This is a genomic window from Streptomyces sp. O3, assembly GCF_054788135.1.
On the sequence record NZ_JBTVYK010000077.1, the window covers coordinates 1 to 24,882 of the forward strand.

24 protein-coding genes, 1 tRNA gene, 1 pseudogene and 1 riboswitch are annotated in these 24,882 nt (G+C 71.0%); of the genes and pseudogenes, 15 read left to right on the plus strand and 11 right to left on the minus strand.

Translation table 11 applies throughout. The features are described from left to right. On the minus strand, positions 1-1,032 hold a 1,032-nt coding region (locus ACX6XY_RS27770; RefSeq protein ID WP_460336542.1), incomplete at its 3' end, for an ALF repeat-containing protein. Between the two features lie 408 nt (positions 1,033-1,440). On the opposite strand from ACX6XY_RS27770, the gene ACX6XY_RS27775 reads away from it, so the two are divergent. Further along, positions 1,441-1,956, plus strand: a complete 516-nt coding sequence (locus ACX6XY_RS27775; protein WP_460336545.1) for a hypothetical protein — start codon at positions 1,441-1,443, stop codon at positions 1,954-1,956. Positions 1,957-2,020: 64 nt separating this feature from the next. Then, entirely contained in the window at positions 2,021-4,234 is a 2,214-nt protein-coding gene (locus ACX6XY_RS27780; protein ID WP_460336548.1) for a trypsin-like serine protease, read from the plus strand. Positions 4,235-4,408: 174 nt separating this feature from the next. On the opposite strand, the gene ACX6XY_RS27785 is transcribed toward ACX6XY_RS27780, so the two are convergent. The 3 genes from ACX6XY_RS27785 to ACX6XY_RS27795 form a co-directional block, all read right to left on the minus strand. Continuing rightward, positions 4,409-4,948: a GNAT family N-acetyltransferase gene (locus ACX6XY_RS27785; RefSeq protein WP_460336551.1), complete on the minus strand. Its 540-nt coding sequence runs from the start codon at positions 4,946-4,948 to the stop codon at positions 4,409-4,411. Between the two features lie 272 nt (positions 4,949-5,220). After that, the gene (locus ACX6XY_RS27790; protein ID WP_460336601.1) at positions 5,221-6,213 is read right to left on the minus strand and encodes a GlxA family transcriptional regulator; all 993 of its coding nucleotides are present in this window, start codon (positions 6,211-6,213) and stop codon (positions 5,221-5,223) included. Between the two features lie 165 nt (positions 6,214-6,378). Further along, positions 6,379-7,767: a DUF445 domain-containing protein gene (locus ACX6XY_RS27795; RefSeq protein ID WP_460336554.1), complete on the minus strand. Its 1,389-nt coding sequence runs from the start codon at positions 7,765-7,767 to the stop codon at positions 6,379-6,381. 246 nt (positions 7,768-8,013) lie between these two features. Between ACX6XY_RS27795 and ACX6XY_RS27800 the strand changes: the two genes are divergently transcribed. Continuing rightward, complete coding sequence (locus ACX6XY_RS27800; RefSeq protein WP_460336557.1) at positions 8,014-9,339, plus strand: SGNH/GDSL hydrolase family protein; 1,326 nt, start codon at positions 8,014-8,016, stop codon at positions 9,337-9,339. Between the two features lie 40 nt (positions 9,340-9,379). On the opposite strand, the gene bcp is transcribed toward ACX6XY_RS27800, so the two are convergent. Next, positions 9,380-9,847 (minus strand): thioredoxin-dependent thiol peroxidase, encoded by a 468-nt coding sequence (gene bcp / locus ACX6XY_RS27805; RefSeq protein WP_460336560.1) that lies wholly within the window; start codon positions 9,845-9,847, stop codon positions 9,380-9,382. A 160-nt stretch (positions 9,848-10,007) separates the two neighbouring features. On the opposite strand from bcp, the gene ACX6XY_RS27810 reads away from it, so the two are divergent. The 3 genes from ACX6XY_RS27810 to ACX6XY_RS27820 all read left to right on the plus strand — a co-directional run bounded on the left by ACX6XY_RS27810 (position 10,008) and on the right by ACX6XY_RS27820 (position 11,250). Continuing rightward, positions 10,008-10,328 carry a DUF3618 domain-containing protein gene (locus ACX6XY_RS27810; protein WP_460336562.1) on the plus strand — a complete coding sequence of 107 codons (321 nt, stop codon included), beginning with the start codon at positions 10,008-10,010 and terminating at the stop codon, positions 10,326-10,328. Between the two features lie 113 nt (positions 10,329-10,441). Beyond that, positions 10,442-10,741: a GroES family chaperonin gene (locus tag ACX6XY_RS27815; protein ID WP_460336603.1), complete on the plus strand. Its 300-nt coding sequence runs from the start codon at positions 10,442-10,444 to the stop codon at positions 10,739-10,741. Positions 10,742-10,827: 86 nt separating this feature from the next. Continuing rightward, positions 10,828-10,892, plus strand: a riboswitch (guanidine-III (ykkC-III) riboswitch). A 37-nt stretch (positions 10,893-10,929) separates the two neighbouring features. After that, entirely contained in the window at positions 10,930-11,250 is a 321-nt protein-coding gene (locus tag ACX6XY_RS27820) for a DMT family transporter (RefSeq protein ID WP_460336565.1), read from the plus strand. Here the strand turns inward: ACX6XY_RS27820 and ACX6XY_RS27825 are convergent. Next, positions 11,247-13,550 (minus strand): transglycosylase domain-containing protein, encoded by a 2,304-nt coding sequence (locus ACX6XY_RS27825; RefSeq protein ID WP_460336568.1) that lies wholly within the window; start codon positions 13,548-13,550, stop codon positions 11,247-11,249. The genes ACX6XY_RS27820 and ACX6XY_RS27825 overlap by 4 nt on opposite strands. A 247-nt stretch (positions 13,551-13,797) precedes the next feature. Between ACX6XY_RS27825 and ACX6XY_RS27830 the strand changes: the two genes are divergently transcribed. From ACX6XY_RS27830 to ACX6XY_RS27850, 5 genes are all read left to right on the plus strand, one after another. Continuing rightward, a complete protein-coding gene (locus ACX6XY_RS27830) occupies positions 13,798-14,598 on the plus strand; it encodes an ABC transporter permease (protein ID WP_460336606.1) in 801 nt (266 codons plus the stop codon). Continuing rightward, complete coding sequence (locus ACX6XY_RS27835; RefSeq protein WP_460336571.1) at positions 14,591-15,457, plus strand: ABC transporter permease; 867 nt, start codon at positions 14,591-14,593, stop codon at positions 15,455-15,457. The genes ACX6XY_RS27830 and ACX6XY_RS27835 overlap by 8 nt, the downstream gene beginning before the upstream one ends. Continuing rightward, positions 15,415-16,422, plus strand: a complete 1,008-nt coding sequence (locus ACX6XY_RS27840; protein ID WP_460336609.1) for an ABC transporter ATP-binding protein — start codon at positions 15,415-15,417, stop codon at positions 16,420-16,422. Before ACX6XY_RS27835 ends, ACX6XY_RS27840 begins: the two co-directional genes overlap by 43 nt. A gap of 5 nt (positions 16,423-16,427) precedes the next feature. Next, positions 16,428-17,129, plus strand: coding sequence for a DUF1707 SHOCT-like domain-containing protein (locus ACX6XY_RS27845; protein ID WP_460336574.1), 702 nt, complete (start codon positions 16,428-16,430; stop codon positions 17,127-17,129). A 129-nt stretch (positions 17,130-17,258) separates the two neighbouring features. Continuing rightward, a tRNA-Leu gene (locus ACX6XY_RS27850) sits at positions 17,259-17,342 on the plus strand. Between the two features lie 56 nt (positions 17,343-17,398). On the opposite strand, the gene rdgB is transcribed toward ACX6XY_RS27850, so the two are convergent. The 3 genes from rdgB to rph all read right to left on the minus strand — a co-directional run bounded on the left by rdgB (position 17,399) and on the right by rph (position 19,278). Next, positions 17,399-18,001: an RdgB/HAM1 family non-canonical purine NTP pyrophosphatase gene (gene rdgB, locus ACX6XY_RS27855; RefSeq protein WP_460336577.1), complete on the minus strand. Its 603-nt coding sequence runs from the start codon at positions 17,999-18,001 to the stop codon at positions 17,399-17,401. A 36-nt stretch (positions 18,002-18,037) separates the two neighbouring features. Next, a complete protein-coding gene (locus ACX6XY_RS27860; protein ID WP_460336580.1) occupies positions 18,038-18,433 on the minus strand; it encodes a hypothetical protein in 396 nt (131 codons plus the stop codon). Between the two features lie 110 nt (positions 18,434-18,543). Continuing rightward, positions 18,544-19,278: a ribonuclease PH gene (rph, locus tag ACX6XY_RS27865; RefSeq protein WP_460336584.1), complete on the minus strand. Its 735-nt coding sequence runs from the start codon at positions 19,276-19,278 to the stop codon at positions 18,544-18,546. Positions 19,279-19,433: 155 nt separating this feature from the next. On the opposite strand from rph, the gene ACX6XY_RS27870 reads away from it, so the two are divergent. Beyond that, positions 19,434-20,207, plus strand: a complete 774-nt coding sequence (locus ACX6XY_RS27870) for a hypothetical protein (protein ID WP_460336587.1) — start codon at positions 19,434-19,436, stop codon at positions 20,205-20,207. A 211-nt stretch (positions 20,208-20,418) separates the two neighbouring features. On the opposite strand, the gene ACX6XY_RS27875 is transcribed toward ACX6XY_RS27870, so the two are convergent. Beyond that, positions 20,419-20,652, minus strand: a complete 234-nt coding sequence (locus ACX6XY_RS27875) for a glucose PTS transporter subunit EIIB (RefSeq protein WP_460336590.1) — start codon at positions 20,650-20,652, stop codon at positions 20,419-20,421. A gap of 243 nt (positions 20,653-20,895) precedes the next feature. Between ACX6XY_RS27875 and ACX6XY_RS27880 the strand changes: the two genes are divergently transcribed. Both ACX6XY_RS27880 and ACX6XY_RS27885 read left to right on the plus strand, forming a co-directional pair. Next, positions 20,896-22,194 (plus strand): PTS transporter subunit EIIC, encoded by a 1,299-nt coding sequence (locus ACX6XY_RS27880; protein ID WP_460336592.1) that lies wholly within the window; start codon positions 20,896-20,898, stop codon positions 22,192-22,194. A 278-nt stretch (positions 22,195-22,472) separates the two neighbouring features. Further along, on the plus strand, positions 22,473-23,747 hold the full coding sequence (locus tag ACX6XY_RS27885; protein WP_460336595.1) for a PTS transporter subunit EIIC: 1,275 nt from the start codon (positions 22,473-22,475) through the stop codon (positions 23,745-23,747). A gap of 74 nt (positions 23,748-23,821) precedes the next feature. Here the strand turns inward: ACX6XY_RS27885 and ACX6XY_RS27890 are convergent, their stop codons facing one another. Then, complete coding sequence (locus tag ACX6XY_RS27890) at positions 23,822-24,574, minus strand: MBL fold metallo-hydrolase (RefSeq protein ID WP_460336598.1); 753 nt, start codon at positions 24,572-24,574, stop codon at positions 23,822-23,824. 213 nt (positions 24,575-24,787) lie between these two features. On the opposite strand from ACX6XY_RS27890, the pseudogene ACX6XY_RS27895 reads away from it, so the two are divergent. Then, positions 24,788-24,882: pseudogene (locus tag ACX6XY_RS27895) on the plus strand (type II toxin-antitoxin system PemK/MazF family toxin); the annotation flags it as partial.

Consider the following 24,882-nt stretch of genomic DNA (forward strand, 5'->3'; position numbering starts at 1 on the left):
GGCCGCGGCCGCGTTCGCGGACCAGGCGGCGCGACGGGCCGCGGCCTGGGCGGCGTTGGAGGCGGAGATGGCGGTGCTCGCCGCCTTCGCGGCGCCCTTCGCCGCACCGGCCGCCTTACGGGCGGCGCGCGCGGACTTGGTCACGTCGTTCTGCGCCGCCTGCGCCTCGCTCGCGGCTTCCTCGGCCGCCTGCTTCGCCTTGGCCGCGGCGGTCTTGGCCTTCTCGGACTCGGCCTGCGCCTGCTCCGTGGTCAGTCGGGCGCGCCTGCCCTCGCGTTCCACGACGGCCACCAACTGCTCGATCTTGGCGGCCTCCTGGTCGCGGGCGCGCGCGATGTGCTGCCCCATCTCCAGGAACCAGTCGATGGCGCCCGCGGTCCCCTGCTCCAGGGCGCGCTCCGCGTACGTCTTCACCTGGGGCGAGGCGGTGGCGAGGATCTTGAAGACCGCGACCCGCTCGTCCTCGAACCGTGCGGTGAACTGGGTCTTGTTGATGAACTCAAGCAGCGATTCGGCGGTGCCGGTCTCCAGCGCGCGGCTCGCGGCCGCCCGCACACTCCTGCCGCCCTCGTTCATCAGCGTGAAGGTGAGGACCCGGAGGTCCTCCAGCAGCGACGCCTTGTATCCGCCGCCGAGGAAGGCGGTGATCGCCTCGTCCCCGCCGGCCAGCGCGGTCGAGATGTCCCGCGCGGTCCCCTTGCCGGACGCGGAGAGCGCCTTGAACAGGGCGACGCGGTTGTCCTCCGCGACGGCGGAGTCAAACCCCGTGGCGATGAACTTCTCGACGTCGGCCGACGTGCCCGCGAGCGCCTTCTCGGCCGCGCTCTTCACCGCCTTGCCGCCCGCCTTCCACGCGGACACCGCCTTGCCGCGCGCGGTGTCGGGAAGCGAGGGGAGGTGGGGCGCGTCGCCCGCCGTCGCGGTGCCCGCGGCGAAGGACCGCGTGGCCATGGTCAGGGGCAGCGTGGCGGCCGCCGTCGTCGCGGCGGCGGTGGCCAGAACGCGCCGACGGCTCCAGAAAGTGGTGTCCAAGAATCGAGTCCCGTTGGTCGGCGACTGGCGGCAGCGCACCCGGTGGTGCGGGGCCGTCAGTCGCGTGTGACTGATCGTCAGAGCTGCGGGCTCCACGCAACGAGCCGACCGTCCGGGCGCGTTGGGGAGACCGAGCAGCAAGAGTCGAACATAAGCACTACAGATGCATGTGCGTGACAGTACGCAACCCGCGGAGCTGGATCCACTGACGGTGCACCAGATGCACGGGTGAGAAAGGGCACACGGAATGCTCCGTACCGCTTCCTGCCGAAAGGCCCTTTTCCGCACCGGCATCGAAGGCGCATACATGTTTGAATTCGGCGGCGCACCAGCCGAGACGCCCCGGCCTGAGCTCCGCCGGGCGGCCGGTGCGGGGGAACTGTTCATCACCGACGCAGGGGGTTTCGAGTGAACCTCGTACGGCGCATAGTCGCCACCGGCACGATCGCCGCCGCATGCGCGGCAGCGGTCGTCACCGCCACCCACACCAACGCCTCGCACGACGCGCCCGCCGCCTCCGCCGCCTCCGTGGCCGACGCGCAGCCGGGATACGCGGTGGAGGACTTCGCCTACCCGCAGGCCGACAAGATCGAGGCCGAGCAGGGCATCGTCCTGAAGCGCGGCGACGGCCACATCACCCTCGCCGTCTGCGACAGCGAGCCCGGACTGCTCGAGGTGTACACCCGCTCCAACAGCAAGGTCTGTTTCCGCACCACCGGCGACTCCGGCTTCCTCACCCTGGAGATCGACGCGGTGTACGGCGTGAAGGGCGCCGGGGACCAGGACGCCGACATGACGCTCAAGGCCCCGGACGAGGAGACCCAGGAAGTGAAGGTCCCCAAGGGCTCCTTCACAGCGGTCGGCGAGTCGATCGACCCCGAGGGCCGGGATCACATCCTCGTCGAGATCACCACCAGCAAGTAGCCCTGGCCGACACCACCCGAGGCTCCGCCCGACACACGGACCTCGCAGCAAGGAAACCAAGCTCATGCGACCCAACCGCTCCACGCGCCTGTCCGCGCTGGCCACGGCCCTGATAGCGGGTCCGCTCGCGCTGTGCGCCGCCCCCGCGTCCGCCGTCACCGGCGGCGGCGCCGCCACCGGCACCACCCACGCCTACACCGCCGAGATCACCGTCGGCGACCACGCCCGCGGCTGCTCCGGCACGCTCGTCGACGCCGAGTGGCTGCTCACCGCGGCCAGTTGCTTCGTCGACGACCCGGCGGCCGGCCTGGACGTCGCCGCGGGCGTGCCCCGGCAGAAGACCACCGCCGTGATCGGCCGCGCCGACCTGACCGACGCCCAGGGCGCCGAGCGCCGGATCGTCGAGCTGGTCCCGCGCGCCGACCGTGACGTGGTGCTGGCCCGTCTGAACCGCCCGGTCACGGGCGTCGCCCCGATCGCGCTGGCCACCGCCGCCCCCGCCGCGGGCGAGCGTCTGACGTTCGCCGGATACGGGCGCACGAAGGACGAGTGGGCCCCGCTGAAGCTGCACACCGGCGCCTACACCGTGGACTCGGCCGCCGCCACCACGGCCGCCGTCACGGGCCAGGACGGCGCGGCCGCGTGCCGGGGCGACGCCGGTGGTCCCGTGGTCCGCGTGAACAACGGCACGGCCACCCTCGTCGCCCTCAACAGCCGGTCCTTCCAGGGCGGTTGCTTCGGCGTCGACGACACCGTGACCAGCACCGCCGGCATCGCCGCGCGCGTCGACGACCTGGCCTCCTGGGTGAACGCCAAGACCGGCGCCACCCGGATCACCGACTTCAACGGCGACGGCGTCGAGGACATCGCGATCGCCGACCCGAAGGCCGCCGTCGGCGGCGACTCCGGGGCCGGTGCGGTCCGGGTCGTGTACGGCGGCGGCGAGGGCACCGCCGAGATCCATCAGGATCTCAGCTGGGTGCCGGGCGGCGCCGAGGTCGACGACTGGTTCGGCGAGAGCCTGGCGACCGTCGACTACAACGAGGACGGCTACACCGACCTGGTCGTCGGCACCCCCAGCGAGGACATCGGCAGCAAGAAGGACGTCGGCGTGGTCACCGTGTTCTACGGCGCGCGCGACGGCATCGGCACGGGCCCCGTCAAGAACAAGCACTTCATCCAGGGCAAGGGCACCGGTTCCATCGCCGCATCGGCCTCCGAGGCCGGTGACCGGATGGGCCAGTCACTCGCCGCCGGCACCACCGCGGCCGGCAGGCCGTGGATCCTGGCCGGTGTGCCCGGCGAGGCCGTCGGCTCCGCCGACAAGGCGGGGCTGGCCTTCTACATCCACGGCGACACCAGCGCCACGCTCCACCAGGACAAGCCGAACGTTCCGGGTGTCGTGGAGGCGGGCGACGCCTTCGGCTTCAGCGTCGCGGGCGACGCCCACCACATCGCCATCGGCGCGCCCGACGAGGCCATCGGCTCCGACGCCAAGTCCGGCGCCGTGGCCGTCTTCAGCCACAAGCTGGACGCCAACGGCCGCCCCACCGTGGTGGCGGGCTTCGACCAGGACCACAAGAACATCAGCGGCGGCGCCGAGCCCGGCGACAGGTTCGGCGCGGCAGTGGCCATGGCCGCGTACCGTCCCTCCGGCTCCGCGACCGCCGACGCGTCGATGCTCGTCATCGGCTCGCCGGGCGAGGGCGTGACCGCGAACGGCACCAACCGGGCGGGCGCGGGCCGCGCCGTCCTCGTCCGCGTCAACGCCGACGACAGCACCTGGGACTATCTGCACGAGCTGAACCCGCGCGACTCGGACGACGACGTGGCCGGCACCGCCGAGGCCGGTGACCACTTCGGCGAGGCCGTGTCCATCGTGAACACCGCGCCGCGCGAGACGGGCAGCACCGCGACGATGCGGATCGCGGTCGGCGCGCCCGGTGAGGACGTCGGTTCCACCGTCGACGCGGGCGTGATCCAGACCTTCTCGCCGTTCGGCCCGCAGGGCGCCAACGACCTGTGGATCCAGGCGGGCGACGGCGACGGCGTCCCCGGCACTCCGGGCGCCAAGCAGTACCTGGGCAAGAGCATCCACCTGACCGGCACGAAGCTCTACGCCGGTATGGCGTACGGCCCGTCCAGCTACGGCGCGCTGCACGCACTGCCGATGGGCAACCTGGTTCCGGGCGGCGTGAACGGTCCGACGACCACATACGAGCCCGGCAAGGGCGGCCTCCCGGCCTCCGGCGGCCGCTTCGGCTACGCGGCCCGCTGACTCGCGGGACCGCCAGCCCGGCTGGCTAGGGCGGCGTCAGTTCCCGCTGGCTCCCGAGAGCTCCCGAAGGCCCCAGGCCCTCGGGAGCTCTCGCGTGCGGGCGCACGCGGAAGTCGCCCGCCGCCGGCTGGCTCGCGGCCGGGACCAAGCCGTACGTCCTGGTCTTCCGCGGCCTCAGGCCGCCGCCGGATGTCCCGGCGCCAGAAACACCACCGCCCCGCTCGTCGCGTCCGGCAGCGGCTTCACCTCGTGCCAGCCCAGGCGGCGGTAACTGGCCACCGCGCCCTCGGCCCGGCGGGCCATCAGCACCCAGGCCCGCCCGTCCGGGGCGTCACCGGCGAGCTCCGTCAGCAGGGTGCGGCCCACGCCCTGGGGGCGGGCGTGGCGGCGTACCGCGAGCTCGTCCAGCTCCAGCGCGCCGGACAGCAGCTCCGCCACCCGCCGCGGGCCGAGCTGGGCCGCGACCTCGGCGTGGTTGCGGGTGTCCGGCAGCGGGTCCGGGGTGAGCCGGGCGGTGGCGAAGCCGTCGATGCCCGATCCCGACTGGGCCAGGGCGGCGCGGAAACCCGGATGCCTGGCGCTGGAGCACAGGCGGTAGTGAAACCGCTGAATGCTTTCTTCACCCTCGTTCCACGGCGGGGCCGAGAAGACCTCCGCGTAGGTGTCCACCAGGTCTTCGGCGAGGTCGAGGACGGAGGGCCCGTAACAGATCACCTGTACCGCTCCTTGTTCCGGTAGTGCTGTGGTGCCGTAGTGCTGTGGTGCCGTAGTGCTGTGGTGCCGTAGTGCTGTGGTGCCGTAGTGCTGTGGTGCCGCGTGCCTGCGAGGCACACTCTGCCCGAAACCTCGCTGTTTCGGTGATGTGAACGGGTGCGGGCGGGATGGGGCTTTTCGTCCGTGATCTTCAACTGGCTTGCCGCAAAGCCGAGATGAGCTTTGGACATGCGCGGACGCGAGCACACAGCGGGCCCGTGCGCGACGCCCGGCTAAGCCTTTTCGGGTCCGGGCGTGTCGCGCCCCCGGAACGTCGCCCGGTACGCCCGCGGCGTCACTCCCAGCGCCGCGTGGAAGTGCTGCCGCAGCGACACGGCCGTGCCGAAGCCCGCCTCCTGCGCGACCCGGTCCACCGTACGGTCGGTCTCCTCCAGCAACTGCCGGGCCCGCTCGATGCGTTGCCGGGCCAGCCAGCGCATCGGCGTGAGCCCGACCTCCTCGCGGAAGCGGCGGCTGAAGGTGCGTACGCTCATCGCCTCGCGCTCCGCCAGCTCGCGCAGCGTGAGCGGCTCCCCGAGCCGGTCGAGCGCCCAGGCGCGGGCCGCGCCCGTCGACGACAGCTCCGGCTCGGCCACCGGGCGCGGGATGTACTGCGCCTGGCCGCCGTCCCGGTGCGGGGGCACGACCGTACGGCGGGCCACGTCCGCGGCGACCGCCGCGCCGAAGTCGCGGCGGATCATGTGCAGGCACAGGTCGATGCCCGCGGCCTCGCCCGCCGACGTGAGGATCCGGCCCTCGTCCACGTACAGCACCTCCGGGTCGACCCGGACGGCCGGATGACGGCGCGCGAGGAGCTCCGCGGAGAGCCAGTGGGTGGTGGCGCGCAGACCGTCGAGCAGGCCGAGTTCCGCGAGGACGAAGGCCCCGGTGCAGATGGAGGCGATCCGGGCCGCGTCCGGGATCCGGCCGAGCGCCGCGGCCAGGCCGGCGGGCAGGCCCCGCTCGCCGAAGTGCTCGTCCTGCTCGTGCGACGCGGGGATGAGCACGGTGTCCGCGTCGGCCAGCGCCTCGGGGCCGTGCGCCGCGTACACCGGGAAGTCGGCGTCCGTACGGATCATGCCGGGGGCCAGCGCGCAGGTGGTCACCGTGTACAGCGGCTCCCCGTGTACGGATCTGGCCTCGCCGAACAGCTGGTGCGCCAGGCCGAGTTCCATGGGCAGCACGCCATCGCGCACCAGCACGGCGACCCGGTGCGCGGCGGGCACGGGCGCGGACACGGGCCCGGACGGCGGCACGGGCCCGGATGACGGCACAGGCACGGACGGCGGCACAGGCACAGATGACGGCACGGGCACGGGCGTGGGCTCGGATTCGGGCGTGGGGCGGGGGCTCGGCACGGACGCAGTCTGCCGGGTGCGGACCGGTCCGGTCTACGCCCCCAGCGCCGTCGCCACCGTATAGATCACCAGCCCCGCGAGGGCTCCGACGACCGTGCCGTTGATCCGGATGAACTGCAGGTCACGGCCGATGTGCGCCTCGATCTTGCGCGAGGTGTGCTGCGCGTCCCAGCCCGCGACCGTGTCGGTGATCAGCAGGGTGATCTCACCGCGGTACGTCGTCACGACGTACGCCGCCGCGTCCTCCGCCCAGCCTTCGGCCTTCGACCGCAGCCGCTCGTCGGACGCGAGCCGCGCGCCCAGCGACATCAGCCCGGCCCGCACCCGCAGCCGCAGCTCGCTGCGCTCGTCGTCGGACGCGGCCACCAGCATCTGCCGTACGGACGCCCAGGCGGACGCGATGATGTCCTGCACCTCGCCGCGGGCCAGCACCTCGGACTTGAGGCGCTCCACACGGGTGCGGGTCTCGGTGTCGGCCTGGAGATCGGCGGCGAAGTCGGCGAGGAAGCGGTCCAGGGCCCCGCGGGCCGGGTGCTCGGGCATGTCGCGCATCTCGGTGATGAACCGCAGCAGCTCCCGGTACACCCGGTCGCCGACCTTCCGGTCCACGAACCGCGGCGTCCAGCCGGGAGCGCCGCCCTGCACGGCGTCCATCACCTGATCGCCGTGCTCGACCAGCCAGTCGTGGGCCCGTACGCAGATCAGGTCCACCGCACGCCGGTGGCCGCCGTCGCTGACGATCTTCTCCAGCGTCCTGCCGATGCCCGGCGCGATCTCGGCGGCGTCCGCCCGGCGCGTGATGGCCTCGCCGACCACCGCCTGGACGTCGGAGTCGCGCAGCACGGTGAGGGCGCCGCGCAGGGCGGTCGACAGTTCGGCCGTCACCCGGTCGGCGTGCTCCGGCTGGGCGAGCCAGGCCCCGAGCCGCCCGGCGATGCCGACCGCGCGCAGCCGCTCGCGCACCACCTTCTGGGAGAGGAAGTTCTCGCCGACGAAGTCCCCGAGCGACGCTCCGAGCTGGTCCTTCTTGGTCGGGATGATCGCGGTGTGCGGGATCGGCAGGCCCATCGGGCGCTTGAAGAGCGCGGTGACCGCGAACCAGTCGGCGAGCGCGCCGACCATCCCGGCCTCGGCGGCCGCGGCGACATAGCCCGTCCAGCCGCCCGCGCCCGCGTGCTGCGCCCACTTGGCGAGCACGAACACCAGCGCGACCAGGAGCAGCAGGCCGGTCGCGGTGGCCTTCATCCGGCGCACGCCGCGCCGCTTCTCCGCGTCCGCGGGGGTGTCGGCGTGCATCGGGCCGGGGTGGGGCTTCGACGACGCCCGCGCTCCGGCCGAGGCCTCCGGGTTCGAGGGCGGGCCGGGGTTCGTGCCCGTGTCCGCATCGGCTGCCGCTCCGACCGCTTTTCTCGCGCGTTCCATCCGCTCCACCCGTCCACCGGCACCGCATCGTGACTGCAGCGGCCACCGCCCGTCGTCCCGTACGCGGGAGTCCCGTATGCATTGTCCCTGCCTGAGCCTCCGTCTGAGCTACTCGCGAAGCGCGCCACGAGTTCCCCGCGGCCCCCACCGGTTACCGCCAGAGCCCGCGCGCGCCCGCCGCATGCCGCAAAATGGGATCGTCCAACCGGAGCCTCGGGCTCCCCGTGCCCGAGGAGACGCACCCGCATGACCCGGCGCCATGGTCACGGCCTGATCGCCGCTCTCGCGGCCATCGTGGCGCTGGTCTCCGCCGCCGTGTACGTCGGCTTCGGCCTCGCGGGCGGCGACGGCGCCCGCGCCCCGCTGCGCCCCGGCCCGCACACCCCGCCTCCCGGCAGCGCGGACCCCGCGTCCGCCGATGCCTGGGTCGGGACCTGGTCCGCGCCGCCCTCAGGCGCCGAACCGGACAGCGCGGCGGGCTACCCGGACACCTCGATCCGCAACGTCGTGCACACCAGCATCGGCGGCACCAGCGCCCGCGTCACCCTCTCCAACCTCTACGGGCAGCGGCCGCTCACCCTCACCCACGCCTCCATCGCCGTGGCCGCCGCCCCGGACGGCCCGGCCGCGGTCCCCGGCACCCTGCGCCGCCTCACGTTCGGCGGCGAGCGTTCGGTGGTGATCCAGCCGGGACGGCAGGTACACAGCGACGAGGCGCGCCTGCGGGTACCGGCCGACGCCGACCTGCTGGTCAGCGTGTACGCGCCGACCCCGGCGGGACCGGTCACCTACCACCGGCACGCCCGGCAGATCTCGTATCTGGCTCCGGGCGACCACGTCGCGGACGCGCCCGGCGGCAGCTACACCGAGCAGAGCCGACACTGGCGCTACCTGACCGCCGTGGACGTCCGCACCCCGGACGCCGACGGCGCGGTCGCCGTCATCGGGGACTCGCTCACCGACGGGATCACCTCCACCGTGGGCGCCAACGCCCGCTGGACGGACGTACTCGCCGACCGGCTGCGCGACGAGCCGGGCGCGCCCCGGTACGCCGTGCTCAACCAGGGCATCAGCGGAAACCGCATCCTGACCGACGGCCCCGGCACTCCCGCCGACAACCCCAGCGGGCTGTCCCGTTTCGACCGTGACGTGCTCGGGCGCAGCGGCGTCAAGGCCGTGGTCGTGGCCCTGGGCGTGAACGACGTCCTGCGCAGTCCACGCCGGGCCGACCCCGCCGAGATCACCGAGGGTCTGCGCGAGCTGACCCGGCGGGCCCACACGCGGGGCCTGCGCGTCGTCGGCGCGACCCTGATGCCGTTCGGCGGGCACCGGGGGCACACCCCGCGCCTGGAGGCCGTACGGGCGGCGATCAACGCCGAGATCCGCGCGGGCCGGGTATTCGACGCGTACGTCGACTTCGACCGGGCGCTGCGCGACCGCTACGACCCGCGCAGGCTCCGCGCCGTGTACGACTCCGGCGACCATCTGCACCCCAGCGACGCGGGCTACCGCAGGATGGGCCGGGCGCTCGACCCCGCGCTGCTCAGGGGGACGGCCCCGGCCGAGCTGTGAGCCGCGCTCCGGCTCGCCCGCCCCAGGCCGCTCGGACGCCTCAGACGCCGAGGTCCTTCATGATCTTCGCGACGTGTCCGGTGGCCTTCACGTTGTAGAAGGCGTGCTCGACCTTGCCCTGCTCGTCCACGACGATCGTGGAGCGGATGACCCCGGTGACGACCTTGCCGTACAGCTTCTTCTCGCCGAAGGCGCCGTACGCCTCAAGCGTCTCCTTCGACGGGTCGCCGACCAGCGTGACCTTCAGCTCCTCCTTCTCGCGGAACTTCGCGAGCTTCTCCGGCTTGTCCGGGGACACCCCGATCACGTCGTAGCCCGCGCTCGCCAGCACGTCGAGGTTGTCCGTGAAGTCGCAGGCCTGCTTGGTGCAACCGGGAGTCAGGGCGGCCGGGTAGAAGTAGACGATGACCTTGCGGCCCTTGTGGTCCGCGAGGGAGACGTCCCTGCCGTCCGCGTCGGGCAGGGTGAAGGCGGGGGCGGTGTCGCCGGGCTGCAGGCGCTGGCTCATCGGGGTCTCCTCGCTCGGAATGGTGCTGCTGAGGTTGAGCGTAACGGGGGTGCTGTGCGGTGCGGCGGCCAGGGAGCTGACAGACTGTCCACAGAACAGACTGTCCACAGAGACGACCTGTCCCTAGAGACGACGGACACGACGACACGGAGGCAGCGCGGTGTCGGATGCCAGGACTCCCACCGAGATCGAGGCGGACATCAAACGCCGACGCGAGCAGCTCGCCGCGACGCTGGACGAGATCGGCGTACGGGTGCACCCGTCGACCCTCGTCGGCGACGCGAAGGCACGCTTCGTGGGGACCGTCGACCAGACGCTCGGGCGCGCGTACGTCGGCGTCAACCGCGCCCTGACGGACGTGAAGGAACGGTTCACGGACGAGGACGGAGCACCGCGGATGGAGCGCGTCGTACCGGCGGCTCTGCTGGTGGTCGGGGTCGTGGGGCTGCTCAGGATGTCCGCGCGCCGCAAGCGGCACTGACCCGGCGACGGACGCGGACGGCCGGGGCGGGTAAGTTCGGTGCCGTGAGCGTCAACAGCCATCAGCCAGACAGGCACGAACCCAGCGGCCACCACGACAAGCTGCCGATCCGGATGCTGCACGACCGCGTGCTGGTCAAGTCCGACACCGAGGGCGAGCGGCGGTCGACCGGCGGCATCGTCATTCCGGCGACCGCGGCCGTCGGCAGGCGGCTGGCCTGGGCGGAAGCAGTCGCGGTCGGGCAGAGCGTCCGTACCGTCGAGCCCGGCGACCGGGTGCTGTACGACCCGGAGGACCGGGCCGAGGTCGAGGTGCGGGGCGTGTCGTACCTGCTGATGCGGGAGCGCGATCTGCACGCGGTCGCCGCGGACCGGTTCGAGGGGTCCGAGGACTCGACGGGGCTGTACCTCTAGGGGCAGCGGTATCCGCGGCGGCGACTGTGCTGGTGCAAGGCCTGGTGACCGGAGTCACCAGGCCTTTTCGACGCCCCTAAACCGCGCCTTTGCTACCTTGGAATCACCCCGACGAGACGCGCCGTACCGGGATTCGCAAAGACGACGCACCCCCTGAGATCCCTTTTCAAAGGTTCGGAGGTGCCGTCATGGCCTGGATTCTGCTCGCGGTCGCTGGACTGCTCGAGGTCGGCTGGTCGATCGGGATGAAGTACACCGACGGGTTCACCCGGCTGGTCCCCAGTCTGCTCACCGGCGCGGGAATCGTCGCGAGCATGGTCCTGCTCGCGCACGCCGCGAAGACCCTGCCGATCGGTACCGCGTACGGGGTGTGGGTCGGCATCGGCGCGGCCGGGGCGGCGGTGCTCGGGATGGCGGTCCTGGGCGAACCGGCGACGGCGGCCCGGATCTTCTTCATCTGCCTGCTGCTGGTGGCCGTGGTGGGGCTGAAGGCGACCTCCGGGCACTAGGGTCTGTCGTCATCGTCCGTCTGGCCCTGATCCTGCCCTTGGGTCTGCCCCTGGTCGTGCCCGTCGGTCTGCCCCTGATCCTGGCCCTGAACCTGGCCCTGAACCTGGCCCTGCCCCGCCGACTGGCCCGCCGACTGACCGTCCGGTGGCAACTCCGGCTCGGGGAACCCGTCCGAGGGAAACTCGTCCGAGTACGGCTCGTCCGCGCCGGGCTCCAGCTCCAGGTCGAAGTCCCGCACCGGCCTGCCCTCCAGCGCCGCCGCCGTGAACTGGGCCCAGATCCGCGCCGGATAGGCCCCGCCGTTGATCCGCGCCTCGCCCAGCGCCCCGTACAGCGGGGTCTGCGCGGCCGTGTCCGGGTCCTGGCCCATGACCACGACCACCGTCGCCAGCTCCGGCGTGTACCCGGCGAACCAGGCCGCCTTGTCCTCCTCCGCCGTGCCGGTCTTGCCCGCCGCCGGGCGGCCCGCGGCCTGCGCCGCCGTACCCGTACCGCCCTCGACGACGCTCAGCAGCACGGACGTGGTCGTATCCGCGGCCTTCCGGCTGACGGCCTGTCTGGGGGAGCGCGCCGGGAGGTCGAGCGCCCGGCCCTCCTTGGTGATCTTCTCCACGAGCGCGTACGTGCCGTACTCGCCGTGGTTGGCGAGCGTCGCGTACGCCGACGCCATGTCCAGGGCGCTGGCGGTCGCCGTGCCCAGCGCGATCGACGGCGACGCGGTCAGGTCCGGCGTGCTCTCCGGGACGCCCAGGCCGATCGCCGTCCGCTTCACCGTGTCGGACCCGACGTCCACGGCCATCTGCGCGTACACCGAGTTCACGGACTTGTCGGTGGCGGTGCGTACCGTGATCTCGCCGTAGCTGGCGTCGTCCTCGTTCTCCGGGGCGTACGCACCGCCGCCCCAGCCCTCGACCGGACGTCTGTTCGTGCCGTCGTAGTACGTGTTCGGGGTGATCGGCCGCCCGTCCTGGGTGACAGAGCCGTTCTGCACGGCCGCGGTGAAGACCAGCGGCTTGAAGACAGAACCCACCTGGTAGTCGCGGCGGGTGGCGTTGTTCACGTACTGCTGGGTGTAGTCGATGCCGCCGTACATCGCGACGACCCGGCCGGTGACCGGGTCGATGGCCGCGCCGCCCGCGCGGACGTTCCGGTCGATCTCGCGGGCGTCCTCGTCGACCCTCGACATCAGCTGCTCGTCGACGGCCTCGACGAAGTCGTCCTGGAGTTTCCTGTCGATCGTCGTGGTGACGCGGTAGCCGCCCTTCTTCAGGGTGTCCTCGTCGATCACCTTGTGGGCGATCAGATAGTCCTCGACCGCCTTCACCAGATAGCCGCGCTGCCCCGACATCCCGGACGGCGCCTTGGCCTCCTCAAGCTCCGGGAACGTCATCGCCGCGCGGTCGGCGGCGCTGAGCCAGTCCTCCTTGACCATCCCGTCCAGCACGTAGTTCCAGCGGGCCAGCGCCCGGTCCCTGTTCTCCGGGTGGGCGGCCACGTCGTACGCGTTCGGGGAGTTCAGCAGCGTCGCGAGGTAGGCGCCCTCGGCGGTCGACAAGTCCAGGGCGTCCTTGCCGAAGTACGCCTGGGCCGCGGCCTGGACGCCGTACGAACTGCGGCCGAAGTAGCTGGTGTTCAGATAACCCGACAGGATCTCGCTCTTGCTGGCCTGACGGTCCAGCTTGATGGCGATGAAGAACTCCTTCACCTTCCGCGAGATGGTCTGCTCCTGGTCCAGGTAGTAGTTCTTGACGAACTGCTGGGTGATCGTGGAACCCGACTGCCTGCCCTTGCCGGTGACGGTGTTCCAGGCGGCGCGCAGCATCGCCTTGGGGTCGACGGCCGACTCGGAGTAGAAGTCCCGGTCCTCGGCGGCGAGCACGGCGTGCTGCACGGTCTTGGGCACCTGGCTGAGCGGGACGTTCTCGCGGTTGATCTCGCCGTCTCGGACGAGCGGGGAGCCGTCCTCGTAGAGGTAGACGTTGCTCTGCGCGGTGGCCGTGGGGTTGGCGGGCGGGATGTCCACCAGGAGGTAACCGGCTGCCAGAGCGCCGCCGACCAGCACACAGAACAACACGAACGCGCCCAGGACCATCCGCCAGGTGGGCACCAGCCGCCGCCAGCCGGTGCGCTTGGGACGCTTGGCCTTGCCTTTCCCTTTGGCCTTGGCTTCGACTTTGGCCGTGGCTTCGGCCTTGGCCGTGTCAGTGCCGCCGTCGGCGTGCGAAGGCGAGGCGTCGTCGGGCTCCCTGGGCGCCCACCCCTGGTGCCCGGCTCCCGGCTTCCGCTCCTCGTCACTCATGTCTGACGGCTCCCGATTCACGAGGTATAGCCCTCATCGCACTGTTACGTGCCCATTGGACAACGTCAGAGCCGGATCGCACGTTTCAGCGACCGGGCGTGGCGCACGCCCCAGCGCGCCGCGCCCCGCCGAACGGGTGAAAACCCTTGGCGGCGCCCCCGTTCACCCCGGTAAGGTCGTGCCCTTTGGTCGGCCCCGGCCCGGCCCCGGACCGGCCCCGGACCCCGGAAAGGAGGCACGGCCCATGCTGCGGCTGTACACAGCCGTCGCGGCCGGAGGCTTCCGCCGCTACGCGACGTACCGGACAGCCACCGCCGCGGGCGTCTTCACCAACACCGTCTTCGGGTTCGTGATGGCCTACACCTACACGGCCCTGTGGACCGCGCGCCCGCAACTCGGCGGCTACGACCAGTCCCAGGCCTTGGCCTACGTCTGGATCGGCCAAGCGCTCTTCGCCGCCAGCGCGTTGTACGGCGGCGGCTTCGGGGACGAGCTGATCGCCCGCATCCGTACCGGCGACATCGCCATCGACCTCTACCGCCCCGTCGACCTCCAGCTCTGGTGGCTGGCCGGCGACGCCGGCCGGGCCCTGTTCCAGCTGCTCGGACGCGGCGTCATCCCGATGGCGATCGGCGCACTCGCCTTCGACATCGCACTGCCCGGATCAGCACTGATCTGGCTCGCGTTCCTGCTCGCCCTGCTCCTGGGCTTCACGGTCAGCTTCGCCATCCGCTACCTGGTGGCCCTCTCCGCGTTCTGGCTGCTCGACGGCACGGGCGCGGTACAGATCGCGGGACTCGCGGGCATGTTCTTCAGCGGCCTGCTGCTGCCGCTCAACGTCTTCCCCGGCCTGCTCGGCGAAGTCGCCCGCGCCCTGCCCTGGTCCTCGGTGCTCCAGGTGCCCGCCGACGTCTATATGGGCACGCACACCGGCTGGGGCCTGCTCCAGGCCTACGCGTTCCAGACCGGCTGGGCCCTCGCCCTGCTCGCGGCCGGACGGCTGCTCCAGTCGGCGGCCACCCGGAGGGTCGTGGTGCAGGGTGGCTGACGAACTCCGCGCCGCCGCCGATCCACGAGGCCCTGTCAGCGGGCGGCGTTCCCGTATCGCCGAAGGGCTGCGCGCCTACGGGATCATCGTCTCCATGTGGGTGCGCGCCACCCTCGCCTACCGTGCGTCGTTCGCGATGACCGCCTTAGGGTCATTCGCCGCCACCGCCTTCGACTTCGTCGCCATTCTGCTGATGTTCTCGCACGTCGACGCGCTCGGCGGCTACTCACTCGGCGAGATCGCCTTCCTCTACGGCACGGCGGGCACCGCCTTCGGCCTCACCGAACTGCTGCTGGGCTCCGTCACCCGGCTCGGGCACCGCGTACGGGACGGCACGCTGGACACCCTCCTGGTACGACCGGTCCCCGTGCTGGTCCAGGTCGCCGCCGACCGGTTCGCGCTGCGCAGGATCGGCCGACTCGCCCAAGGGGTCCTGGTGCTCGGCTACGCACTGCTGGTCGTCGACGTCCACTGGACGCCGCTCAAAGCGCTCCTGGTGCCGATGACGGTACTCAGCGGCGCGGCGATCTTCGCGGCGATCTTCATGGCCGGAGCGGCCTTCCAGTTCATCGCGCAGGACGCGTCCGAAGTGCAGAACGCCTTCACCTACGGCGGCAACACGCTCCTCCAGTACCCGCCGTCGATCTTCGCCGATGACCTGGTGCGCGGCGTCACGTTCGTCCTGCCGCTGGCCTTCGTCAACTGGCTGCCCGCCCTGTACGTACTGGACCGCGAGAACCCCGTCGGACTCCCCCAGTGGCTCGCCTTCCTGCCGCCTCTGGTGGCCGCGGCGTGCTGCGCGCTCGCCGGTCTCGCCTGGCGGGCGGGCCTCCGTTCCTACCGCAGCACAGGGAGCTGAGCCTCATCTTCATCGAACTCACCGACGTCACCAAGGTCTTCGACGTCCGGCGCAGGACCGGCCTGCTGCGACGCGAGCGCCACCAGGTCCACGCCGTCGACGGCATCTCCTTCACCGTCCCGCGCGGCGAGATGGTCGGCTACATCGGCCCGAACGGCGCCGGAAAGTCCACCACCATCAAGATGCTCACCGGCATCCTCACCCCCAGCGGCGGCACCCTGCGCGTCGCGGGCATCGACCCCGCCCGCGAACGGACCCGCCTCGCCCACCGCATCGGCGTCGTCTTCGGCCAGCGCACCACCCTCTGGTGGGACCTGCCCCTCATCGACTCGTACCAGCTGATGCGCCGCATGTACCGCATCCCCGACACCCGGTTCCGCGCGAACCTCGACCGCTGCGTCGAACTCCTCGACCTGGCAGAGCTGTTGCCCGTTCCCGTACGGCAGCTGTCGCTCGGCCAGCGGATGCGCGGCGACATCGCCGCCGCCCTGCTGCACGACCCCGCCGTCCTCTACCTCGACGAGCCGACGATCGGCCTGGACGTGGTCAGCAAGGCCCGGGTACGCGGCTTCCTCCGCGACCTGAACGCCGAGGCGGGCACCACCGTCCTGCTCACCACCCACGACCTCCAGGACATCGAGCACCTGTGCAAGCGCGTCATGGTCATCGACCACGGGCGGCTGATGTACGACGGTGAGCTGACCGGCCTGCACGAGATCGGCGAGAGCGAACGCACCCTCGTCGTCGACCTGGCGGAGGAGCTCCCGCCCATCGAGGTCGACGGCGCGCGGGTGGTCAGGACCGAGGGCCCGCGGCAGTGGCTCGCCTTCCCCGCGGCGGCCTCCGCGGCCCCGCTCGTCACGGCCGTCGCCTCGGCGTATCCGCTGGTGGACCTCTCCGTACGAGAACCCGACATCGAGAATGTCATCGCGAAGATGTACGCGGACCAGGCCACGCTAGGGTGATTCATATGACGGACGACGACCTGCCCGAGCTGCGCGCCTCGGACGCCGACCGGGAACGAGTCGCCGAACGGCTGCGGGACGCCGTCGCCGAAGGCCGCCTCGACATGGAGGAGTTCGAGCAACGCCTCGACGCGGCGTACAAGGCCCGCACTTACGGCGACCTGGAGCCCCTCACCCGCGACCTCCCGGCGACCGGCGCGCCCGCGCCCGCGTCCGCCACCGCCCCCGCCGTCTCCGGCAGTTGGGCCTCACGCATCGGCGGCGAGCCCACCTCCACGGGCGCGTGCGCCATCATGTGCGGCTTCCAGCGCAAGGGCGTCTGGACCGCCCCGCCGCGCTTCACCGCCTTCGCGCTGATGGGCGGCGGCGAGATCGACCTCCGCGACGCGCACTTCTCCCAGCGCGAGACGGTCATCAACTGCGTCGCCCTCATGGGCGGCCTCGGCGTCGTCGTCCCGCCGGGCGTGGAAGTCCGCGTCCGCGGCTTCGGCCTGATGGGCGGCTTCGACTCCCGCGAGGACGGCGTACCCGGCGACCCCGGCGCACCCCGCGTGATCATCAAGGGCTTCGCCCTCTGGGGCGGCGTCAGCGTCACCCGCAAGGAGAGCAAGGCGCGGCGGAAGGCGGCCAGGGAGGAGCGCCGCCAAGCGCGCCTGGAGAAGCGGTCGGAGCGAGGCGAACGGAACGACAGCAGGGAACTGGGCTAACCAGCGCCCCTGCCCATGGCTTCGCGCTTCATCACTCCGCGCGAGGCCACGAACACACGGCCAGCACGTCGAGCCCCGAAGACCCCGCTACGCGCTGGCTGCCCGTCCGGGTACCATGACAGACGGCTGGCGGCGGTGGTGCAATGGCGACACAGCAGACTTAGGATCTGTGGCCCCTGACCGGGCTTGAGGGTTCGAATCCCTTCCGCCGCACGGGAGAAGCGACCTACGAATCCAAGGATTTTGCAGGTCGCTTTTTCTGAGTCGTGTTACCCCAACAACTCCCCCACCACCGGCGCGAGCGCCCGGAACGCCTCGCCTCGGTGGCTGATCGCGTTCTTCTCGTCGGGGGTCAGTTCCGCGCAGGTGCGAGTCTCCCCGTCCGGCTGGAGGATCGGGTCGTAGCCGAAGCCGCCGGTGCCGGAGGGGGTGTGGCGCAGGGTGCCTCGCAGGCGGCCTTCGACGACGCGTTCCGTGCCGTCGGGGAGGGCCAGGGCGGCGGCGCAGGCGAAGTGGGCGGCGCGGTGGGCGTCGTCGATGTCGGCGAGCTGGGCCAGGAGGAGTTCCAGGTTGGCGCGGTCGTCGCCGTGGCGGCCCGCCCAGCGGGCGGAGAAGATGCCGGGCGCGCCGCCGAGGACGTCGACGCAGAGGCCGGAGTCGTCGGCGACGGCGGGGTGGCCGGTGGCCTGGGCGAGTGCGTGGGCCTTGAGTAGGGCGTTCTCGGCGAAGGTGACGCCGGTTTCCTTGACGTCGGGGACGTCGGGGTAGGCGTCGGCGCCCACCAGGTCGTGGTCGAGTCCGGCCGCGGTGAGGATGGCGCGGAGTTCGGTGACCTTGTGGGCGTTGCGGGTGGCGAGGATCAGGCGGGTCATGCCTCTAGTATCCGGGGCCGCCGCGACGTACGGCTCTCAGGGCTTGCAGGCCTTGGTGAGCTCGCCGGTGGCGTCCGTGACCGGACTGATGTCGGGGGTGGTGTCGCCTTCCCTGATGGCGGCGCGGACGTTGCCCACGGCTCGGCCGAGTGAGTCGAGGGCCTTGCCGACGTCGGCGTCGTCGGTTCGGTCGTTGATCTCGGTGATGTTCTTGTCGATGTCGTCGAGCGCCTGGTCCGCGTCCGGGGTCCGGCCCGTCGCGGCGTCCTCGACGGCCTGCTGGAGGTTGGCGGCGCTGTCCGCGATCGCGTCGGCGGTCCGCGCGCAGTCGAGCGCCTTGTCGACGGTGCTGCAGCCGACGGCGAGGGTCGCGCCGAGCACGGCGGCGGCGACTGCTGTGGCGGTGCGGCGGTGGTGGCGGCGCGAGGCCATGGTGGTGTCCCTCCCCTGTTCTGGACGGGCGCACGGCTCGAACCCGTGCGCCCGTATCAGTAAGAACGCCTGGCGGGGACGGTTGGTTGCCTGGTCTAGCTGCCTGGGCGTCAGGTCAGCGGGTCTTCGAGTGCCGTGCGCTGGAGCGCGGCGAGTTCGTCGCAGCCGCTGACGGCGAGGTCGAGGAGGGAGTTGAGTTCGGCGCGGGCGAAGGGCTCGGCCTCGGCGGTGCCCTGGACCTCGACGAAGCGGCCGTCGCCGGTGCAGACGACGTTCATGTCGGTGTCGGCGCGTACGTCTTCCTCGTAGCAGAGGTCGAGCAGCGGCACGCCGTCGAAGATGCCGACGCTGACGGCGGAGACGGTGCCGGTCAGCGGCTGGCGGTTGTGCTTGATGAGCTTCTTGCGCTGGGCCCAGGCGACGGCGTCGGCGAGTGCGACATAGGCGCCGGTGATGGCGGCGGTGCGGGTGCCGCCGTCGGCCTGGAGGACGTCGCAGTCCAGGACGATGGTGTTCTCGCCGAGCGCCTTGTAGTCGATGACGGCGCGCAGTGAGCGGCCGATGAGGCGGGAGATCTCGTGCGTACGGCCGCCGATCTTGCCGCGCACGGACTCGCGGTCGCCGCGGGTGTTGGTGGAGCGGGGCAGCATGGAGTACTCGGCGGTGACCCAGCCTTCGCCGCTGCCCTTGCGCCAGCGGGGCACGCCTTCGGTGACGGATGCGGTGCAGAACACCTTGGTGTCGCCGAAGGAGACGAGCACGGAGCCTTCGGCGTGCTTGCTCCAGCCGCGTTCGAGGCGGACGGGGCGGAGTTGTTCGGGGGTGCGGCCGTCGATGCGAGACATGGCGTCGAGCCTATCGCCCGTACGGAGGGCCCGGCTCCGCTGTGCCGAACAGCGGGGCGACGATCCCTCCGTCATGTAACGACACCATCACGGGCAGCACTTGGCGCGGAACGCGCCCGTACGCTCACCCCACACAAAGGATCAAGAGGGGACGCATGCACCGCATCCGCACCATCGCCACCGCAGCCGTCGCCGCAGCCGTCGCCGCAGCCGCGCTCACCGCATGCGGCAGCGGCGACGCCGACGGCAAGTCTCGCGGCTACAACGCCGACAACCTGACTCAGTCCGAGACCCGCTTCATGGACGTCGTGTACGACGTGTCGTCCGACCCGCAGGAGATGGCCGACGCCACAGCGGGCGAGATCGCGAAGTCCGCCGAGTTCTTCCGCCTGTACTGCGGGGGCGACGAGAACACACGCGCTCAGAACCTCGACGACGAGAACAAGATGTCCAAGGCCGATCACGCCAAACTCAACGCGGCTTTCACCGAACACCTGTGCACGGGTGACGAGGACAGTTCCGCGGACAGTCCAGGCGGCCAGGACAGCCCTGACGGCTCGGACGACCCCGAGGAATCCAAGAGCCCTGTCAGCAGCGCCCATGACAAGGACGTCAAGATCACCAGCCAGGGCGTCAAGACCGAATACGGCGTGACCACCTACCGTGTCGCCTTCACCGTCGCCAACAGCGGCAGCGAGGCGGCCAACTACTGGATCGAGTTCGAGGCGTACGACAAGGACGGCGACTTCCTCGGAAGCACCGGCTCTTCGGCGGAACGGCTCGGCCCCGGCAAGACCAAGAACGACGAGGTCGACTTCTACGACACGGAGATCGAGAACGGCGAGATGTCCGACATCGACACCGTGAAGATCAAGAAGGTCGATTACTGCGACGGCAGCGACGACGACTCGCTCATCTGCCAGCTCTGACCGTCCAGGCAAAGCCAGGGCCAGCCGCCCAGGGGGCGGAGCGGAACGCCCCGCCCTCCGAGGACTAACCGCTGCCAGGGCCCGCCTCCCGTGCGCATGCCGTACACACAACGCCAAGACACCCCGAGACACCGCGGGATGGCGAGAGATGCCGCACCGCGGGTCAGTCGGGGTGTCTGGGGGTTCCTCGCAGGTCATGCGAGGGCAGCTGTCACATCAAGTCTTCGATCTCCGCGGCGATGGGGTCGGCGTCGGTGCCGATGACGACCTGGATGGCGGTGCCCATCTTGACGACGCCGTGGGCTCCGGCGGCCTTGAGGGCGGCCTCGTCGACGAGGGAGGCGTCCTGCACCTCGGTGCGCAGGCGGGTGATGCAGCCCTCGACCTCTTCGATGTTCTCGATGCCGCCGAGTCCGGCGACGATCTTCTCAGCCTTGCTGGCCATGTCCTTCTCCCTGTGGTTCCACGAGCACGGTCATGAGCGTTGCTCGACGCACCGACCCATCGTCAGGTCTGATTTGTCACGTTAGCCCACGGTTGGCGCAACTTCGCGGGCGAGCGCCCACCCGGTACCGAAAGATAACGATCACGGAATCCTGCCTCGGGGCCGGGCTCCCGCACCGTACCGCAACTGGTCTACACCAGTATGCAACGCCTGCCAGGCCTGGCCTGTTCCGGGAGGACGTCGATGAGTTCGAGCAACGCGACGGCGCAGCCGCGGGCCAAGTGGTGGCACCGCCTGTTCCAGGGGCTGCAGAAGATGGGGCGCAGCCTGCAGCTGCCGATCGCCGTCCTGCCCGCGGCGGGCATCCTCAACCGGCTGGGCCAGCCGGATGTGTTCGGGGCGGACGGGCTCGGCTGGACGAATGTCGCCAAGGTGATGGCGGGCGCGGGCGGGGCGCTGCTGGACGCGAACATCGGGCTGCCGCTGCTGTTCTGCATCGGCGTCGCGATCGGGATGGCGAAGAAGGCCGACGGGTCCACGGCGCTGGCGGCCACGGCGGGCTTCCTCGTCTACTTCAACGTGCTGCGGCAGTTCCCGAAGTCGTGTGAGGGCGGGGCGGAGGCGGTGGCCACCGGCTGCCAGGCGGCGGACGGCACGGTGGCGGCGTTCACGTACCAGAATCCGGGGGTGTTCGGCGGCATCGTGATGGGGCTGCTCGCGGCCTGGTTCTGGCAGCGGTATCACCGGGTCAAGCTGGTCGACTGGCTGGGCTTCTTCAACGGCCGCCGCCTCGTCCCGATCATCATGTCGTTCGTGGCGATCGGCTTCGCCGCCCTCTGCCTGTGGATCTGGCCGCCGATCGGCGACGGCCTGGAGAGCTTCAGCGACTGGCTGGTGGGCCTGGGCGCGTGGGGCGCGGGCATCTTCGGCATCGCGAACCGGGCGCTGTTGGTGATCGGTCTGCACCAGTTCCTGAACGTGCCGCTGTGGTTCCAGTTCGGCAGTTACACCAAGGAGGACGGGACCACCGTCCACGGTGACATCAGCATGTTCCTGGCGGGCGACCCGGACGCGGGCCTGTTCACCTCGGGCTTCTTCCCGATCATGATGTTCGCGCTGCCCGCGGCGGCGCTGGCGATCACCCACTGCGCCAAGCCGCACCGCCGCCACGAGGTGGGCGGCATGATGCTCTCGGTCGCGCTGACCTCGTTCGTGACGGGCATCACCGAGCCGATCGAGTATTCGTTCCTGTTCATCGCCCCGGCGCTGTACGCGGTGCACGCGGTGCTGACCGGCGTCTCCATGGCGGTGACCTGGGCGCTCGGGGTGCATGACGGCTTCAGCTTCTCGGCCGGTCTGATCGACTACGTGATCAACTGGAGTCTGGCGACCAGACCCTGGCTGATCATCCCCATCGGGCTCGTCTTCGCGGCGGTCTACTACGTGATCTTCCGCTTCGCGATCACCAAGTTCGACATCCCGACGCCGGGCCGGGAGCCGGAGGAGGTCGAGGCCGAAATGGAGCGAGAGAACCTGAAGTAGTAGCCTAGGGCCTCCTTACGCCTCTTTGTGCTGGTAAAACACGGTGCCGAAAGGCCCCTGAACCGCTCTGGTTCGGGGGCCTTTGGTCATGCGTGCCCGGATGTGCGCCCTCATATCGGAGGCACGGGTTCCTTATCCGCCGTTCACCGTGCTACAACAGGTCTACACCACTCACTGGTGTAGACCACGCGGCCGCAGGCCGCGTCCCCTGAGCGACGCCGCCGTCCCCCCTTGCTTTCTCTGTCCCCGGGCGGCGTCATGCCCGATGGAGGAAGTTGATGAGTACGGCCACCGCCCCGGCGGCCCCCGCTAAGAAGAAGTGGGGCTCCGGCCTGTTCCAGGGCCTGCAGAAGGTTGGACGCAGCCTCCAGCTGCCGATCGCGGTGCTGCCCGCGGCCGGCATTCTGCTGCGTCTCGGCCAGGACGACGTGTTCGGCCCGGACGGGCTCGGCTGGGACAAGGTCGCGTCCGTCTTCGCCACCGCTGGCGGCGCGGTCTTCGACAACCTGCCGCTGCTGTTCTGCATCGGTGTCGCGATCGGCTTCGCCAAGAAGGCCGACGGCTCCACCGCGCTGGCCGCCCTGGTCGGCTTCCTCGTCTACAGCAACGTGCTGAAGGCGTTCCCGGTGACCGAGGCCGTGATCAACACGACCGAGAACAAGGGTGTCGACGTCGCCGCGACGTACAACAACCCCGGTGTGCTCGGCGGCATCATCATGGGTCTGCTCGCGGCCTGGCTGTGGCAGAAGTACCACCGCACCAAGCTGGTCGACTGGCTCGGCTTCTTCAACGGCCGCCGTCTCGTCCCGATCATCATGGCCTTCGTCGGCACCTTCATGGGCGTCTTCTTCGGTCTGGTCTGGGAGCCCATCGGTGAGGGCATCTCCAGCTTCGGCGAGTGGATGACCGGGCTCGGCGCGGTGGGCGCCGGTCTGTTCGGCCTGATCAACCGCGCGCTCATCCCGGTCGGCATGCATCAGTTCGTGAACACCGTGTCCTGGTTCCAGATCGGTGACTTCACCGACGCCGCGGGCAAGGTCGTGCACGGCGACCTGAACCGGTTCTTCGCCGGTGACCCGTCCGCCGGACTCTTCATGACCGGCTTCTTCCCGATCATGATGTTCGGCCTCCCGGCCGCCGCGCTGGCCATCGCCCACTGCGCCCGCCCCGAACGCCGCAAGGCCGTGATGGGCATGATGATGTCGCTGGCGCTGACCTCCTTCGTCACCGGTGTGACCGAGCCGATCGAGTTCGCCTTCATGTTCATCGCCCCGGCGCTGTACGTGATCCACGCGATCCTCACCGCCCTGTCGATGGCGATCACCTGGGCGCTCGGCGTGCACGCCGGGTTCACCTTCTCGGCCGGTGCGATCGACTACCTGCTGAACTGGAACCTCGCCACCAAGCCCTGGATGATCATCCCGATCGGCCTGTGCTTCTCGGTGGTCTACTACGTGGCCTTCCGGTTCGCGATCGTCAAGTTCAACCTCCCGACGCCGGGCCGCGAGTCCGACGAGGAGCTCGCCGAGCTGGAGAAGAGCGAGGCCAAGTAGCCCGTACACCCCGAAGCCCCCGCCTCGACCAGACGAGGCGGGGGCTTCGACGTAGTCGACCGACCGCAGCGGGATCAGAGCACGTAGACCGCGCCAGGCCGGGCCAGCTCCACCGGCCCGTCGTACGCCGCGCGCGCGTCCGCGAGGTTGACGTTCGGGTCGGTCCACGGCGGGATGTGGGTGAGGACCAGCCGCCGGGCGCCCGCGCGCCGGGCGGACTCGCCCGCCTCGCGGCCGTTGAGGTGCAGGTCCGGGATGTCCTCCTTGCCGTGCGTGAAGGACGCCTCGCAGAGGTACAGGTCGGTGCCGGCGGCGAGGTCGTCCAGGGCCGCGCACACGCCGGTGTCGCCGGAGTACGTCAGCGAGGCCCCGCCGTGCTCGACCCGGATGGCGTACGACTCCACCGGGTGCGGCACCCGCTCCGTACGCACCGAGAACGGGCCGACGTCGAACGCGCCCGGCTTCAGCGTGCGGAAGTCGAAGACCTCGCTCATCGCGGACGACGAGGGGGTGTCCGCGTACGCCGTGGTCAGTCGCTGTTCGGCGCCTTCGGGGCCGTAGACCGGGATGGCGCCGCAGCGGCCGCCCTCGTGGCGGTAGTAGCGCGCCACGAAGTACCCGCACATGTCGATGCAGTGGTCGGCGTGCAGATGGCTGAGGAAGATCGCGTCGAGGTCGTACAGACCGCAGTGGCGCTGCAACTCGCCCAGGGCGCCGTTGCCCATGTCGAGGAGCAGCCGGAAGCCGTCGGCCTCGACGAGGTAGCTCGAACAGGCCGAGTCCGCGGACGGAAACGACCCCGAGCAGCCGACGACGGTGAGCTTCATGGAGCTGGAACCTCCGTGGACGGACAGACGACGGGGGGTGGTGCGGGAGGGAGGTCGTGCAGTGCGTTGAGCGTAAGGCGCGAAAGGGCCGGTCGGTCCTCCCCGGACCGCCGTTGTGGGCGAACTCACCTGTGCTGTCACCGGTTCGGACGGACCTGGATCCCGATGCGCCCCGGCGCGCCGGGGGAACGCGGCGGCGGTAGCGTCTGGGGCATGGACACGTCCTGGTGGCTGGCGCTGGCCGCCGTGGTGGCCCTCGCGCTGGCCGCCGCGGTGGCGGACGGGTGGGCGCGGGCCCGGCGGCGGCC